This is a genomic window from Paenibacillus sp. 2KB_20 (assembly GCF_052115765.1).
Classification (GTDB): Bacteria; Bacillota; Bacilli; order Paenibacillales; family Paenibacillaceae; genus Paenibacillus_AQ.
Genome location: NZ_JBFRHH010000006.1, coordinates 159,609 through 176,123 on the forward strand (window position 1 = coordinate 159,609; position 16,515 = coordinate 176,123).

Annotated in this window: 10 protein-coding genes; all 10 read left to right on the plus strand. The window is 48.5% G+C overall.

Annotated elements, in window-relative coordinates; all coding sequences use genetic code 11:
• Positions 1-44 precede the first annotated feature (44 nt).
• The 10 genes from AB4124_RS17510 to AB4124_RS17555 all read left to right on the plus strand — a co-directional run bounded on the left by AB4124_RS17510 (position 45) and on the right by AB4124_RS17555 (position 16,411).
• Positions 45-1,286, plus strand: coding sequence for a Gfo/Idh/MocA family protein (locus tag AB4124_RS17510; RefSeq protein ID WP_441973658.1), 1,242 nt, complete (start codon positions 45-47; stop codon positions 1,284-1,286).
• Positions 1,287-1,554: 268 nt separating this feature from the next.
• Entirely contained in the window at positions 1,555-2,505 is a 951-nt protein-coding gene (locus tag AB4124_RS17515) for an ABC transporter permease (protein ID WP_441973659.1), read from the plus strand.
• Positions 2,499-3,395, plus strand: a complete 897-nt coding sequence (locus AB4124_RS17520) for a carbohydrate ABC transporter permease (protein WP_145018965.1) — start codon at positions 2,499-2,501, stop codon at positions 3,393-3,395. Before AB4124_RS17515 ends, AB4124_RS17520 begins: the two co-directional genes overlap by 7 nt.
• A gap of 86 nt (positions 3,396-3,481) precedes the next feature.
• The gene (locus AB4124_RS17525) at positions 3,482-5,083 is read left to right on the plus strand and encodes an extracellular solute-binding protein (protein WP_430112140.1); all 1,602 of its coding nucleotides are present in this window, start codon (positions 3,482-3,484) and stop codon (positions 5,081-5,083) included.
• A gap of 106 nt (positions 5,084-5,189) precedes the next feature.
• Positions 5,190-6,632 (plus strand): response regulator transcription factor, encoded by a 1,443-nt coding sequence (locus AB4124_RS17530; RefSeq protein ID WP_430112138.1) that lies wholly within the window; start codon positions 5,190-5,192, stop codon positions 6,630-6,632.
• 20 nt (positions 6,633-6,652) lie between these two features.
• On the plus strand, positions 6,653-8,482 hold the full coding sequence (locus tag AB4124_RS17535) for a sensor histidine kinase (protein ID WP_441973660.1): 1,830 nt from the start codon (positions 6,653-6,655) through the stop codon (positions 8,480-8,482).
• Positions 8,483-8,736: 254 nt separating this feature from the next.
• Positions 8,737-12,594: a family 43 glycosylhydrolase gene (locus AB4124_RS17540; protein ID WP_441973661.1), complete on the plus strand. Its 3,858-nt coding sequence runs from the start codon at positions 8,737-8,739 to the stop codon at positions 12,592-12,594.
• A 224-nt stretch (positions 12,595-12,818) separates the two neighbouring features.
• Positions 12,819-13,775 (plus strand): ABC transporter permease, encoded by a 957-nt coding sequence (locus tag AB4124_RS17545; RefSeq protein ID WP_430132412.1) that lies wholly within the window; start codon positions 12,819-12,821, stop codon positions 13,773-13,775.
• 79 nt (positions 13,776-13,854) lie between these two features.
• Complete coding sequence (locus AB4124_RS17550; protein ID WP_213647420.1) at positions 13,855-14,727, plus strand: carbohydrate ABC transporter permease; 873 nt, start codon at positions 13,855-13,857, stop codon at positions 14,725-14,727.
• A gap of 49 nt (positions 14,728-14,776) precedes the next feature.
• The gene (locus AB4124_RS17555) at positions 14,777-16,411 is read left to right on the plus strand and encodes an extracellular solute-binding protein (protein WP_441973662.1); all 1,635 of its coding nucleotides are present in this window, start codon (positions 14,777-14,779) and stop codon (positions 16,409-16,411) included.
• The last annotated feature ends 104 nt before the right edge of the window (positions 16,412-16,515 follow it).

Consider the following 16,515-nt stretch of genomic DNA (forward strand, 5'->3'; position numbering starts at 1 on the left):
AATCGTTCCCGGCTCGTCAAGGCATAGCTTTGGAGGGAAGGAATGTGAAGATTTGTCGCACCGCGCTGATCGGGATCGGGGGATTCGGCGCTGAACATGTGAATATCATGCAGAAGCTGGTCGAAGAGGGTAGCCTGCAGGTTGCTGCTTTTGCGGAGCCGAATGTCGGCGCTCATCAGGAGTCTTACGGCAAGCTGACCGCGCTTGGGGCCGTCCATTATATGGACTACGTGCAGATGCTCACGCTGCATCCAGATATCGATTTCGTCGTAATCGTCACGCCGATCTCCTCCCACAAGCCGATGTGCATCCAGGTGATGCGGATGGGCTTTCACGTGCTGGTGGAGAAGCCCCCGGCGGTAACGATCCAGGACTTGGACGAGATGATCGCGGTGCAGATGGAGACCGGGCGCTTGTGCCAGGTGAACTTCCAGAATACGTCTGGCCAGGCGTTCCGAACGCTGCTGGAAAGGATCGGCTCCGGTGTGCTCGGGCAGGTGGAGCATGTGGTCGGCATTGGCATGTGGAAACGGCTTCGCTCTTACTACGATCGAACCCGCTGGGCCGGCAAACTGGTCAGCGACGGCCAGTATGTGCTGGACGGGACGTTCAACAATCCGTTCGCCCACTTGCTGCACCATAGCTTGCTGGCGGCCGGAGGAAGCGCCGCAGACTTGTACCCGGAATCGGTGCAGGCCGAGCTTTACCACGTCAATGACATCGAGGGGGACGATGTCTCCTGTATTCGCGCCGTTATGGCTAACGGTGTGAGCGTTCATTTTTACGCCATGCTTTGTCACGAAGTAAGCGAAGTGCCTTCGATTGCCGTGCACGGAACGCGAGGGGAAGCGCATTGGAATTACCAGAACAAGCTGACAATTCGCGCACAGGACGCCGAAGAGGATTTGGCGTTTGGTCCGACCGATTTGATGTGCAGCATGTATCTGAACCTGATGGAAGCGATTGAAACCCCAGGGAAACCACTCTTCTCGCCGCTCAAGGCAAGCCGAAGCTTCGTGCTGGTATCCAACGGCGCCTATGAGTCGGCTCGCGTCGTTCGTGCCATCCCCGGCCGATTCGTGACCGAGCGGGAGGATGGAGATTCCACGGTACGCTTGCTGCCCAGCTTGTCCGAGAAGATGAGAGACGCGGCAGCGAAGCGGCAACTGTACAGTGAATATCCGCTTCCTTGGGCGACGCCGACCCGGCCGTTCCGGATGGAGGGCTACAGCCGATTCGAGCTGCCTGCCACTATGTGCACAAATAACGAAAGACCGACCTATTAGAGGCGTTCCTTCAGGGACAATGTTACATGTATTAAAAATTTATTTTATGTATTTTTGGAGGCAAGCTACCTATTTAAATGAATCAGGACCAAATGGTCTCTGGTTCTTTATTTTGTTTACCTGACTAATTCCTCACTCTACAGTTTACATACAACTACCTTTTTAAGTTATTACCAAATTGATTTAAGGGAGTACATTTTTTTATTTAATCCTGAAGGTAAAATGATAAACATGAGAGCTCCTTATTACAGTCGGAGGGATGGGAAAAATGAAAGCGGTTTTAGACAGCTCCCGAAAGTACGGTGCAACAAAAAGGAAAAATAACTTTCTGTACTATATCAGAAGAGACGGTCTGTTATATTTTCTTTTGCTGCTGCCTATGGCGTATATCCTGATTTTCAAGTATGCACCCATCTATGGCCTTGTGATGGCATTCCAAGATTACAACATTTTTGAAGGAATTAGAGGGAGCGAATGGGTAGGACTGGACGTGTTCCGGTTTATTTTTGAGCAGGACAGCTTCTACCGTGCATTGAAGAATACGCTGGTCCTGAATGTTCTGGATTTGATCGCGGGTTTTCCTGCCCCCATTCTTCTGGCGATTTTGCTCAATGAAGTAAGACAAGCAAAATTCAAGAAAATGACCCAGACCGTGTTGTATCTGCCTCATTTTTTGTCCTGGGTTATTATTGGCGGTATGGTCTATCTGATGTTTTCTAACGGCGGCATGATCAACAATTTCCTGTCGGGCTTTGGTTTTGAAAGAATCGAGTTTCTGTCGCAGAAAACACCTTGGTTGATTACTTATATTACCGTTGGCGTATGGCAAAATATCGGATGGGGCACCATCATTTATTTGGCGGCCATTACCGGAATCAATAGGGAGTTGTATGAGGCCTCCGATATTGATGGCTGCAGCAGGCTTCGCAAAATGTGGCATATTACACTGCCTGGCATTAAGTCAACCATCAATATTTTGTTGATTCTCCAAATAGGCAGAATGGTTTCTATCGGATTTGACCGTCCCTTTGTGATGGGGAATTCACTGGTTAGCGATTACTCTGATGTTATCAGTACTTTCGTGTATAGAGTTGGTATTAGTTCGGGTGATTTCTCCCAGGCAACGGCGGTAGGATTGTTCCAATCCGTGATCGGCCTGATCCTGCTGTTATCTGCAAACTTTGTTGCGAAAAAATTAGGCGAGGATGGGATATGGTGAGGGTGGCGAGCAATAGGGGCAAGATGAAAAAAATGACTGTAGCGGATATTGCCATCATTGTATTTATCGTGGCATTGTCCTTCACATGTATCGTACCGTTTCTGTACATGATTGCGCTTTCTTTCAGTTCCAACGAAGCGATTATTTCTCAAAAGGTCGGACTGTGGCCAGTAGACTTCACAGCAGAAACGTACAAAACCATATTGAGCGATATGGATATGCTTTATACGCTTGGATACAGTATTGTGCTTACGATATTTTACACTTTGGTATGCATGTTCCTGACCATATGTGCAGCGTATCCGTTAACGAAGAAGCGGCTGAAGGGAAGAAACTTTATTTTGACGGCGTTGGTCTTCACCATGTATTTCAGCGGCGGTTTAATTCCCTCTTATATTCTGGTTAAAAACTTGGGCATGATGAATTCGGTTTGGAGCCTGGTTTTGCCGGGTGCCATGAGCGTGTTTAATATGATCATCCTAAAAACCTTCTTCAGCAATCTTCCGGAGAGCCTGGAGGAATCAGCAGCCATTGACGGGTGTTCTGATCTGGGCATTCTCATCAAGATTGTGCTCCCCCTTTCGTTGCCATCGATCGCCACATTAAGCCTTTTCTATGCGGTGGACAGATGGAATGGATTCCAGGATGCGCTGTTCTACATTACGAAAAAAGAGCTGTACCCTATGCAGATGAAGCTATACCAGATCATATCGGCCAATCAGCAGTTGGATAGCCAACAAGGAGGAGAAGGAAGTGTCGGCTCCTATATTGTCCCTGAATCTTTGAAAGCGGCCAGTGTCATGTTTACAACGATTCCGATTTTGCTGATCTATCCTAAACTGCAGAAGTATTTCGTGGATGGTGTGATGACTGGGGCTATCAAAGGTTGATGGGGAAACAGATTATGATGAAGGGGGGATCCCGGCCTCGCGGATGATTTAAGAGAATCAATCACAAGAACGAAAGGGTGGTTAAAGTGTATAAGGGCATAAAGAAGAAAGCAGCAATTCTATTTAGCACAGTGCTTCTAGCCGTAGGAGTGGCAGGCTGTGGTGGCGCAGGCCATAACAATGGGGAGACGGTATCAAAAGGGTCCAACGCATCGGAAACGGGCTCCGGTTCCCCAGTAACCTTGACAGTGGAAGTGTTTGACAGAGGTATTCAGGGACAACCGGACTTGAACAACAACACGTGGACCAAATATGTCAACGAAAAATTCGGGAAGCCTAATAACGCCATTGTAAAATTTGTTCCTGTCCCCCGTTCCCAAGAAGTCGACAAGCTGAATGTGTTGATGGCTGCCAACGAAGCTCCTGATATTTCCTTCACCTATGACGGGAATACCGTAACCCGTTTCGCAAAAAGCGGTGGCCTCTATACACTGGATGAATTGTTGGAGAAGCACGGCCAGCAATTAAAGTCTTATCTGGGCGAGAAAGTTCTTTCCTACGGGAAATATGAGGGCAAACAAATCTCGATCCCAGGTAAGCGGACTCTGATTGCTTGGAACGGCATGTTTATTCGCAAGGATTGGCTGGATAAGCTGGGAATGCCTGCTCCAACGAATCGGGATGAATTATATAATACCCTCGTTGCTTTCCGTGACAAGAACCCGGGTAATGTGGATGGTGTCATTCCGTGGGCAACAGCGGCTTCCGGCATGAACTACACCTTTGGCAACCTGATTCCTTCGTTCTGGGGTCCGATGTCGGAGGAGGAATTCGTTACCACCACCAATTGGCTAAAGCCCGGCACTAAGGATGCTTATAAATGGCTGAACAAACTGTACAATGAAAAGCTGATCAGCCCCGACTTTGCGCTGGATAAAACAACCAAACAAGCGGATGCCGATGTGACCAATGGCAAGGTAGGCTTCTACGCTGCCAACTGGGATTATCCACTTTCACAAAAAATTCGTGAACCACTGAAGCAAAATGCACCTGATGCCAACTATGTTGCTGTAGATACCTTCAAAAACGACGAGGGGAAATACCTGAAAGAGATATACAATGAAAACGGGATTTTCTCATTCATCCCGAAAAGCAGCAAGAATGCGGAGCTGGCCATAAAGTATCTGAACTGGATGGCTGATCCGGAGGTGTTGTTCTTCCTTCAGTTTGGTGAAGAAGGCGTCAACCATAAGCTTGTAAACGGCATCCCGCAAGGGATTGCGCAAACCGGCGAAAATATGCAGACGAGCAATCTGAATATGGATTATACACTAATTGTAAACGGTGCAGAGCTGGGCGATACCGAAAAGAATGTCCGAACGTACGCAGCAGCCTTAGCAGCCGGAGATCAGAGCTATGAAAAACTGGCTGTCGATTCATACAAAATCAATACGACGGATGGTTATACAGGCTTCTATTACGGCGTCTCGAACGAAGCTAGTATCAAGTACGGCAAAACGTTGGGTGACTTGAACAAGCAGATGAGTGACAGGCTGGTCGTTGCCAAGCCGGCAGAGTTCGACGCCTTGTACGAGAAGCTGGTGAAAGAATATATGGACGCCGGCGGTCAGGCTGTTCAGGATGAGAATATAAAGAATTATAGAGATATCAAAGCACAGAGCAAGTAATCCATGGCATAAGGATAAACCAGTCTGTGGTTTATCCTTATTTCGTTGCTGTTCCCGAATAATTTTGCTATTATTCGGGGAAATCCATATGTTCAGGAGGATACCCATGTACAAGGTCATGATTGTAGATGATGAGCCGTGGGCAATTAAAGGAATCCGCAACGCCTTCGATTGGGATAAATATGGATTTGAAATTATCGGACAATTTAAAAGCGCTTACAAAGCATGGGATGCCATAAAAGCGGATAAACCCGATTTGGTATTTACGGACATCCGTATGCCTGAGATATCCGGACTGGATCTGATGAGGAGGGCTAAAGTAGAAGGGCTGGACATTGAGTTTGTCATCGTAAGCGGATATGCGGAATTTGAATACGCCCAGAAAGCGCTGCGCTACGGCGCTCTGGATTATTTCCTGAAGCCTCTGGATATCGATAAGGCTGACCCCTTCATCGCGAAGCTGGCCATGCACTTCTCCAGGAGAAGCACAGCACGCAACCAACTCCTTCTGGATGCAATGACCTCGGCGAAAGAGGACGAGATAAAGAGCTTCCTACCGCTTCCCGATGATGCAGCTGTGTACTATTATCAGGTGTTGACCATCTATTTCGAGGGAGAACATAAAAATATTAGGAACCTGCTTTCCTTGGAGGGAAAGCCTGTTCATGTTGTGGAAGTTGAAGCTGGAGCCCGAAAAATACTAGTTGTCCTGATGACGGAGCATAGGGCTTGTCTGGAAGGACATTCGGATAAGCGGGTTCTGAATAAGACAGGTATCCATGTTATGGGCGTCAGCAGCATCTCTAATCAACTAAAGCACATGAGCAAGCTGATTAAAGAAGCAGACCTGTCCGCTTCCCAGGTTTTTCTTGAAGAAGCTGGGGGCGTCGTTCACTACGAGCCGAAGCTTCATCTGGTGAAGCCATGTATCGATGAAATCCACCACATCCTTCAAGGAAATCAATTTGACGATGTGGAAGCGTACATTAAAGGGCTGCAGGCATATTTCAGGGATCATCATCTGGGCATGTCTGAGGTTGTCTACCTGTGGAATCAAGCCGTCGGGATCCTTATAAAAGCATATTCTGAGGAATTGAAGGATATGGAACTGGAATTCCTGAATTATTCCGAGATCAAGGAACGATTTGAACACTTTGAGTCGCTATGCAGCTTTTTACATGAGGTTCTCGACTCCATCAGGATAGGAAACAGTCGCTCTTTGCAGGAAGGGGACATCCAGTCCTGCTTCAACAGGATGATAAATTATATCAACCATCATTTTGAGCAGAAATTGTATTTGAAGGATTTATCTGCCCAATTTTTCATTAACCAGGTGTATTGCTGTCAATTATTCAGAAAAAATCTGGGCAAAACCTTCTCTGAATATGTGTCGGAGCTGAGGATCAAGAAAGCCCGTGAGCTCCTTAAGCGGACGGATCTATCCATTGAAGAAGTGGCCATTAAGGCCGGGTATGTCGATTATTATTATTTCAATAAAGTGTTCAAGAAGCATTGCGGGATGACCCCCACCAAATTCAGAAAAAGTTGATATGAACGGAGCGGCGGGCCATGAAGATCAGTAAACTGAAATTGAAGCATCAGATATGGCTTATCTTTTTTTTCTCAATCATCATATTTACTGTCATGGAATTTTATTATTATTATAGTTTCTCTAATTTAACCCAGAAGAGAGCCGCCCATTACAGTAACCAGATGATAGAACAAACACGCCGCAAAATTGATTCTGCATTTAGTGATATCAGGGTCAGCACCAGCATTGCGGTCAATAGCAGACGGGTTCAGGAATTTTCTGTAGTGGATGATGATTACAAAAGGGCGTTTAATAGCGGTCCAAATGCATTGGATCTCATGGAATATATGAGATCCTTTAATTCGTACGTGGACGGAATTGTAATTAATGATATTCGGGGAAGACGGCTTTACAGTTTGGCATCAGCAAGCGGAGATATTTTTTTTCTCAATCGTTACGATACCTTTATCCAGAAGTATAAGGAAGATCCTTCGCTGCGGGACAAGGGGATGTTCACCTCGATTCTAAAAGACGACAGAACAGGAACGGAACAGTTCTTTTATATAGCGCCGATTGTGGAGGCCATCGGGGGAATCTATTTCTCCCAAATTACGGGTTACTGTACCGTTTTGCTCAATATGGACAAAATGCAGGGGCTTGTGGAAAATACGGAATTAACGCCCAACTCTACCTTGTACATTCTGAATAGCCGGGATGAGGTGATTGCTTCCACCAATTCCAATGCCCGAGGTGCGTTATTCAGGGAAGTTCTGTCTATGGATAAGGGGATCCTGCTTAAAGGGGTCAAAACAACTATCGATGGGGAAGATATTCTTGTCCAGGTTAAGGATTTGGAGCAGGCAGACGGGTGGCGGGTTGTGAGTATGATTCCAGTGCAAGAGCTTACTGCAGACATGAACCCTATACGGAAAGTCAGCATTATCGTGGGGATTGGGATGATTCTAAGCATGCTTATCATGGGCAGTTTCTTTATGAACAATCTGATGCGTCCGGTGATGGGACTTGTTCTGGATATGAAGAGAGTGGGGAGCCGGGACATGGGCTTCCGCATTAAAGTCCGGTCTACCAATGAAGTAGGCATGCTGGCCTGCGACATTAACCGGGTAATCAATGAAAGGGAAGAGATGGCAAGAGATATGATCAATACCCAGGCCAGATTATATGAATCTGAGTTGAGTCAGAAACAGGCGGAGTTTGCTGCCCTGCAAAGCCAGATCAACCCTCATTTTCTCTATAATACGCTCAATTGCATCAGCAGCATTGGATTGGAATACGGAAGCAGAGAGATCGCGCAAATTGCATCTTGCATGTCCAAAATATTCCGGTACAGTATAAGAAAAGATGATCTTGTGCGGATAAGGGAAGAGCTGGACTGTATTCAGGCTTATATGAACATTATCGCCATCCGGTATGAAAATAAATTTATCATCGAGATCGATGTGGACGAGGGACTCCTGGAGATGCAAACCCCCAAGATGATTCTCCAGCCCATTGTGGAGAATGCGGTCTATCATGGGCTTGAGCGGATGGATCAAGGGGGCAGGCTTCAAGTTACCGGGAGCATAGATGCGCACGGGGACGTATGCTTCCAAATCACGGATACCGGGAAGGGAATGGACCCGGAGCAATTGGCTTCCCTTCAGGCTAAGCTGGGCATGGCATCCCCGGAACCTACACCAGATGGCCAACCTGCTACAAGCATCGGACTTTCCAATATCCATAACAGGCTCCGGCTATTGTTTGGAGAGGGTTACGGGATCGCCATACAAAGCCAGTTCGGCCATGGGACGACCGTGACCGTGAGGATTCCAAAGCTGTTAAACAACCGCAAACCTTCTGAAGAGTAAGGTTATGTCGATAGCCGGACACACTACAATATAATGTTTTTCTTCAGGACACAACCCTTAATTGGGGATTGTGTCCTTTTTTTCTTTGAATTCCCGGCGATAACAATCAGACGTTGAGAGGGTTAAGTATAATCCGAAGGTCAAGACAATTTTTCTAAAACGGTTACCAAAACAATTTAAGATAGTACATTTTTTAAATTTTCTCTGAAAGTAGAATGAGGACATGGCTGAAAAAATCAATGACAGGGGGATGGATGAAGTTGAAAGCGGTTTTATGGGATAGGAAAAGATTCAGGTATTTGCTGTTTTGTCTCGCTGTGCTGCTGATGCTGCCGCAATGGAACGGAGCGGCTATGGCGGCAGAGCCGATGCCCGATGCGAAAGATTCGATGTCGGCGTCGACAACGGCGGTGTCGGAGGTGTCAAATTTCTATAATACGATTATGCAGGTAGGAGCCGACCCTTGGGTTTACAAGCATACGGACGGCTATTATTACAACGTCTTTGTCAACGCCAGCGGCATCATGATCCGCAGATCGATGACCATCACCGGCATTGAAGCGGGCGAGAGGAGCCTAGCCTGGACACCGGTTAAGGGTACAATGTACAGTTCCAATGTTTGGGCACCCGAAATGCACTATCTCAAAGATATCGATGGCAAATACAAATGGTATATTTACTTCGCGGCTGACAACGGAACCAACGCAAACCACCGCATGTATGTGCTGGAGAACGCCAGTGAGAGTCCGATGACCGGAACCTGGGAGTTCAAAGGGAAAATAACAGATTCCACGGACCGCTGGGCGATTGACGGCACTGTGCTGACTGTAAATGAGAAACACTATTTCATCTGGTCCGGATGGGAGGAAACGGATGGGAGTTTTCAAAATCTATATATAGCGGAAATGAGCGATCCACGGACCATCAGCTCGCAGCGGGTATTGATTTCGACGCCTGACCATGATTGGGAAACGTCCCCGGGCAGGATCAACGAAGGTCCCCAAGTCAATATACGCGGTAACACCATCAACTTGGTCTATTCCGCAAACGGAAGCTGGACAGACAGTTACTGCCTCGGACTGATCACGGCCAAGATTGGCGATGATTTGATGAACCCAAGCTCCTGGGTAAAACAGGACAATCCGATTTTCTCCAGCGCCAACGGCGTTTATGGCCCGGGTCACCACAGTCTCACCACTTCTCCCGACGGCAGTGAGGACTGGATTATCTACCATTCCGCCCGCTGGCCAGGATCAGGGTGGACCCGCAATGTCCGAGCGCAGAAATTCATCTGGAACGCAGACGGAACGCCAAACCTGGGAGAGCCCGTCGATCCAAACAAACCGATTGCCAAGCCTTCAGGGGAGCCGGCACGTCAGCGCTATGAGGCGGAAGCAGCCCTGTTGGTGAAAGATCCCAGCGGCGGAACCGGCCCCGGCGTTTGGTGGGAAGGTACCGCTTCCGACGGGAAGAAGATCGCCAATATCAAGAACGCCAATGATTATGCCCAGTTTACAGTCAACGTGCCAGAGGCGGGATTTTATGTGCTGTCTGTGCGCAATGCCAACGGCTCATCGAATGGGGTGGAGGCTTCACATATCTTGTCGGTTAACGGCAGTTCCGGCGCCCGTTTGAACATCGTCTATTCCGGCTGGAATCGTTGGGGAGCCTCCACGGTGAAAGTCTATCTTAAACAAGGCAACAATACCATCCGTTTCTCGACGGGTGCCAACCTTGCCGAAATTGACAGCATGGATATATTCAAGCTTGATGTTGCGTCGGAAATTCTATTCGATTCTCCGGGGTACACGCTGGGGTTAGGTGAAAGCCGCAGTTTGCCCGTGTATACGGTAACAGGCACTACCTATTCCCCTGTGGACAGCGGAGTTTCCTTCAGTTCTTCCAACAAAGAGGTCGCTGATATTGATGGGATGGGGGTCAAAGGACTCAAGGCAGGCAGCGCCTCGATCACCGCGACATATAACGGAAAGACGGCCACAGCCACGGTTACCGTTACCGCTGAACCTAAGTCTGTGCAGTCCATTGCCATCAGCGGATTGAACAACATCCTGACCAGCGGGCTGACAGGGCAACTGCAGTTAACAGCTCGCTACAACACCTATGAAGTCCAGGATGTGTCGGCTGACGCCACGTACTTCAGCAGCAAACCAGACGTGGCCAAGGTTACGGTCACCGGTCAGGTATATGACACTGGGCCGGGGGATACGGTGATTACAGCCGTATACGGCGGCAAGGAAGCAAAATTCAACTTAACAGTAACACCCGATCCGTCTCAGGTTCCTCAGATTATTTCTCAAGTAAAAACTCCCTCCGGAGTGACACCGAGGCTGCCCGGCGTTGTTGACGTCAATTACAAGGGTGAGATAAGCATCGCCGAGGTCAGCTGGAAGCTGGAAGGAATACACTTCAACTCACTTGGCACGATTCAGGTGCCTGTCATATTAACACTGAATGGCGAGAAGATTCCTGCTGCCGTTTCCGTAGAAGTGATCCCGGGATGGGGTCTTGATGAGATTGTAGATAACATGCGCAGCAGGATAGTCGGTTTCTCTTATCCGCTGGGCGAAGGCTTGGGGACCTATAGTCAAGATGCGTATAATGCTCTCTTGGCTGAGCTGGATCATGCGGAAGAGATGTCTGTAGACCCTGATCTGCGTGAAGAGCAGTTTGAGGAGGCGCTGGATCGCCTTGCTGAAGCGGAAGTAGCCCTGCTTGGCTCACTTAACCTTACCGAGGATGGCGTGACCTATAACGCCTACCGGGATTTCTCCGGCGATGAGACGGGCAAGTACCCTTACGGCATTACCATCGAAGCTCTAACCAATGGCGCTACTGCCACTGTGCAAGAAGAGGACGGGAATAAGTTCCTTCGACTGACCACAACCGCTGTTGCGGGCAAGGCAAATTTGTTCCTGCCGTTTGCAGGCGAGGTCAAGGCAGAAGCGGATCAGCGCATCGTCATCGAATATCGTGCCAGATTAAACAGCAGCTTTCAGTACGCCAATGGTGCCATGGTGAGAAATGACAGCGGCACCGGCAATTATTCCATGGTCACAGCTTTTGATACGGGTAAAATCATCGTACAGAATGGGGGGTCCAAGAAGCCGGTCAAGAACACTTCATACAATACATGGTACAAAATTAAAATGGTGGCAAACTGGGACGCCAAGACTTATACCGTTTATATTAACGATGATCCTGTTCCGGCGGCCACCGACTTCCTCTTCCGCCATACAGGCGGCAGTAAGTTGACCGGCCAGCTGTTCGGCATCGACGGCTACGCTAACGCTTCAATCGACTTCGACGATTTCAAAGTCATGGTTACGGGAGGATCGAAAACTGCGCCGATCACATCCGCGGCTCTTTCGCCAGAAGTTCCGAATGGACAAAATGGCTGGTATACGCATCCGGTAACGGTAAGTTTGTCAGCAAAAGCTCCACGGGATAGCGTTGCAAAAATCGACTACAGTCTGGACGGCGGGACAACTTGGCAAACCTATACGGCACCAATCACATTCAGCCAAGACGGCACTTACACAGTTACCTATCGTTCGGTTGATCCAGCAGGGAATGAGGAGATGGCGAAAGCCGTCAGCTTTAAGCTGGATACGAAAGACCCGACTATAGAAGTTGTCATTCCTGGAGATGGCGGCACCTATGAAGATAGCGAGGATTTGACCCCTTTAGTGACTACGCTGGATACGGCATCAGGGGTCGACAACAGCAAGACGACGGTGACGCTGGATACGTATTCCTATCCGATCGGCACCACGATCCCACTCTTTTCATTGCCGCTAGGAAGGCATGAGCTTGTGGTGTCTTCAGTTGATCTAGCCGGGAACTCAGGCAATAAAACCGTTGTGTTCTATACCGTAGCAAATATCCATTCGCTAAAGGCATTAGTGACGCGTTTTGCCGAGAGCAAGGAGATCGATAATGCCGGAATTGCCAATAGCCTGCAGAAAAAATTGGAGAACGGCAATTTGAACAGTTTTGTTAACGAGGTGCAGGCGCAAAAAGGAAAACACATATCGAACGATGCGGCAAATTATTTACTTAGGGACGCACGCTTCTTGTTGTCCCGGCAATAATGAGAAGGAAGTATCAAGCCCTGGCGTCTAAATGAAAAGCTAACGCAAACGGGAAAGGGAATCGCCAAAAAGGACGCGAGCGAATACGCGTCCTTTTTTTTCTGTACGCGAAAAACAAAAAAATCTATAGAAAAACCTAGAGATTCTTAAGGTATGCACCGGAGGGACTGCGATACAGTATAAACATCATCGAAAAGCAATTAACCAAGAAAGAAGGTTAGAACATGCCAACAACACCTGCGACCGCCGAAACGGACAGTGTGCCGATGGCCAAACAAGCTTTTTACGAGACCAAGAGGTTTCGGCAGAATATTCCGCTGTTCCTCATGCTCGTACCGGGGATCCTGTATTACGTGATATTCCGGTATTTTCCTATGGGCGGGCTTGTGATCGCTTTCAAGGATTACAATTTCCGCGATGGCATTTTGACCAGCCCTTGGGTGGGACTCAAGTATTTCAAGATTTTATTTCAGTCCGACGCTACGCTGCAGATCATCTGGAATACCCTCTCCTTAAGTATTCTGAATCTGATCTTCGGTTTTCCCGCGCCGATCATTATCGCCATCGCGCTGAATGAGGTTCGAAAAAGATGGCTGAAGCGCTGGATTCAAACGATTATTTATCTTCCCCACTTTCTGTCATGGGTGATCGTAGCAGGGCTGGTTCTCACCTTGTTTTCGATCGACGGCGGCACCGTTAACAAGCTGCTGGAGCAATGGGGAATGGAGCCGGTGCCGTTTCTGTACCGCATCGAATCCTGGGTTACGATCTTTATCGGCTCCGGGATGTGGAAGGAAATGGGGTTCGGTGCCATTATCTATCTCGCCGCCCTTTCGTCCATTGATCCCAGCTTGTACGAATCCACCGCCTTGGACGGTGCGGGTAAGCTGAGACAGATCTGGCATATAACGCTGCCGGGCCTCCGTCCTACGATTATCCTTCTGCTGATCCTGGGCATGGGTCGCTTGATGGAGGTAGGGTTCGATCAGGTTTACAACTTGCAGAATCCCACAGTCCTGGAAAAAGCCGAGGTCATCAGCACCTATGTGTACAAAGTGGGGCTGCAGAAGGCCCAATTCAGTCTGACCACGGCCATGGGTCTATTCGAGTCCATTGTCGGCTTGGTGCTGCTGTTGTCGGCTAACGCACTGGCCAGGAAATTCGACCAGGGATTATTCTAGCCCATGCTTCCGAAGCGAGTTTTGTACGAAGCTTATCCGGAAAGCAAGGCTCACAAAACTTTTAGGGAGGGGAACTGCATTGAGAGAGTCGGCTAGCGGAAGGGTTTTTTCGGTCTTCGTTCACACGGTTTTAATTATCATTGCACTCACCTGCATCCTGCCTTTCCTGCATTTGATCGCTTTGTCCATAAGCGAAGGGCAGGCAGTGGATCTGGGACAAGTCTTGTTCTGGCCGGTGGGCCTTGATTTCACCGCTTACAAATATTTTTTTCAGAACACGCCAGCCTTGCGGGCGTTTGGCAACAGCGTCATCATCACATTGGGCGGAACGGCGCTTAGCATGCTGACTACGGTTCTGACGGCGTATCCTTTGTCCCGCCGCTATCTGTATGCCCGCAAGCCGCTCACAACGGCCGCGCTGTTTACGATGTTGTTCAGCGGCGGCATGATTCCTACTTATCTGGTGATGAACAATCTGCATCTGACGAACACGTATTGGTCCTTATGGTTCGTTGGGCTGATCAGTACCTATAACATGTTAATCATGAAAAGCTTCTTTGAAAACATTCCGAGTGAAGTGACGGAGTCGGCTCAGATTGATGGCTGCGGAGAGACGCATCTGCTTTTGCGCATTATTTTGCCTTTATCTCTGCCCATGCTGGCCACATTGACGTTATTCTACGGCGTTGGTTACTGGAACATGTTCATGAATGTCATTCTTTACATCAATCGGACGGAACTGCAGAATCTCACGGTCATTGTCCAGAGCATGCTGCAGATTCAGAGCATGGACAACATGATGGCGATGGATATCATGCAGCAGCAGGAGTTAATCTCCGAGAAACTGAAGGCGGTAGGTGTAATGGTGATGGTGGTGCCGATGCTGGTGGTATATCCGTTTTTGCAAAAGTATTTCGTTCAAGGGATTATGCTTGGTTCCATTAAAGGTTAGCGGAAACACATCCATTCATTATAGATCATGGGTCGAGAGGAGCTTGTAAATGTTAAAACAAACATCCAAGTGGAACAAAAGGGTCTGGTCATCCGCAGTATTGGCTATCGTGTTGACGGTGGGGACTGCCGGCTGCAGCCAGCCAAAAGAAGGGGAGGGAAGCGGAGATAAACCCGTCATTACCGTGTCAAATTATGACAGAGGCAATATCCCGGCCGCGGAGGGAACCGTGGAGGAGAATCGCTGGACCAAATGGATTAATGAACATTCTCCGGTGGAGGCCAAGTTTGTGCCCGTGCTCCGGTCGGAATCGACTCAGAAGCTAAATGTGATGTTCGCATCCGGCAGCGCACCGGATATGGTCAATGATTATGATACGGGCTTCCGGGATTCCCTATATCAGCAGAAGCAACTGCTGCCACTGGACGATTATTTGCAGTATGCCCCTGAATATGAAAAATTGCTGGAGAAGTATCCCCAGCTGCGCGAGGTGGGCACCAAGCCGGATGGCAAGCTTTACGAAATCGGCAAAATTAACGAGCCCCATCTGCAAAGCGTGGCGTTTATCCGGGTGGATTGGTTGAAAAAACTGAACCTGGAGGTGCCGAAGACGACCGAAGAGCTGATTACAGTCTTGAAGGCTTTTGTAGAGCAAGATCCTGACGGAAACGGCAAGAAGGATACGTACGGAACGAATATAAGCTATACCTCCGGAGGCATGGTGGATTCCATGTTCGGCTCGAGCGGTTGGGCCATCTCGGCTGACGACAAAATCATCCGCAGCTGGGATAATACGCTGGAGGCGACGAAATTCAAAAAAAGATTGTTCGACGAAAGACTGATCGACCCGGATTACTTGGCAGACACGAATGGCTCCAAAGCTAAGAAGGATTATTTGAATGGCAAGGTAGGCGTATTCCTTCCTCCGCAAATCAACAACTGGTTTGAGAGTACGGTCACCGATATCAAGACCATCAGAAAGATGGTCCCGGAAGCGGAAATTGCGCCGATGATGCAGCCTGAGTCCCCTATGGGACAGTTTACCCATCACGTGACCAACCCGATTCAGATGACAACCGTGGTTAACGCCGCAGCCAAAAATCCCAAGGCTGTGATGGAATATATCAACTTTATGCTCCAGCCGGATACAGCGCTGACATTGAGAAAGGGGCTGGAGGGAGAACATTGGAACAAGTCAGCGGACGGTGCGCCCATCGTGATTGATCCCGACAAGAATACGAAGGAAGTGGATTGGGCCGCGGACTACACGATGTTCTATTCACTTCCCCAAAATGAATTTTTGACCTCCGTATCGGCATTTAATGTGGAGGATCCGGATCAGAAGGCGGGGCTGGAAATGATGAAGCAAGCGGACCAGTTCTTGCTCAATCCGGATGCCAAATATCCCGCTCTGAGTCACTACGAGCATATGCCGGTTCTGACAAGCGACTTGGTGGTTATCAGTACCAACGTGAACAAAGAAGTGAGCGACATCATTGTCAAAGGAATCATAGGCGGGTCCAAATATACGGCCGAGCAGGCTATTGCGGATGCTAAAGCAGCCTGGGAGAAAGGCGGCGGCAAGCAGATTGAGGAATACATGAATACGTGGTATCAAGAAAATAAAGACACGGCCTTCCTGGGCGATGATGTACTGGAAATGGTCCGCTCCCAACTAAAGTAAAGTTCGGACGGAGCACTGGGAATAGAATAAGGACTTGGCCCGGTAGAAGCCGGGCCAAGTTTTGTTTTAAATCAGGATGAAAGGGATTACAATCGGATTACATC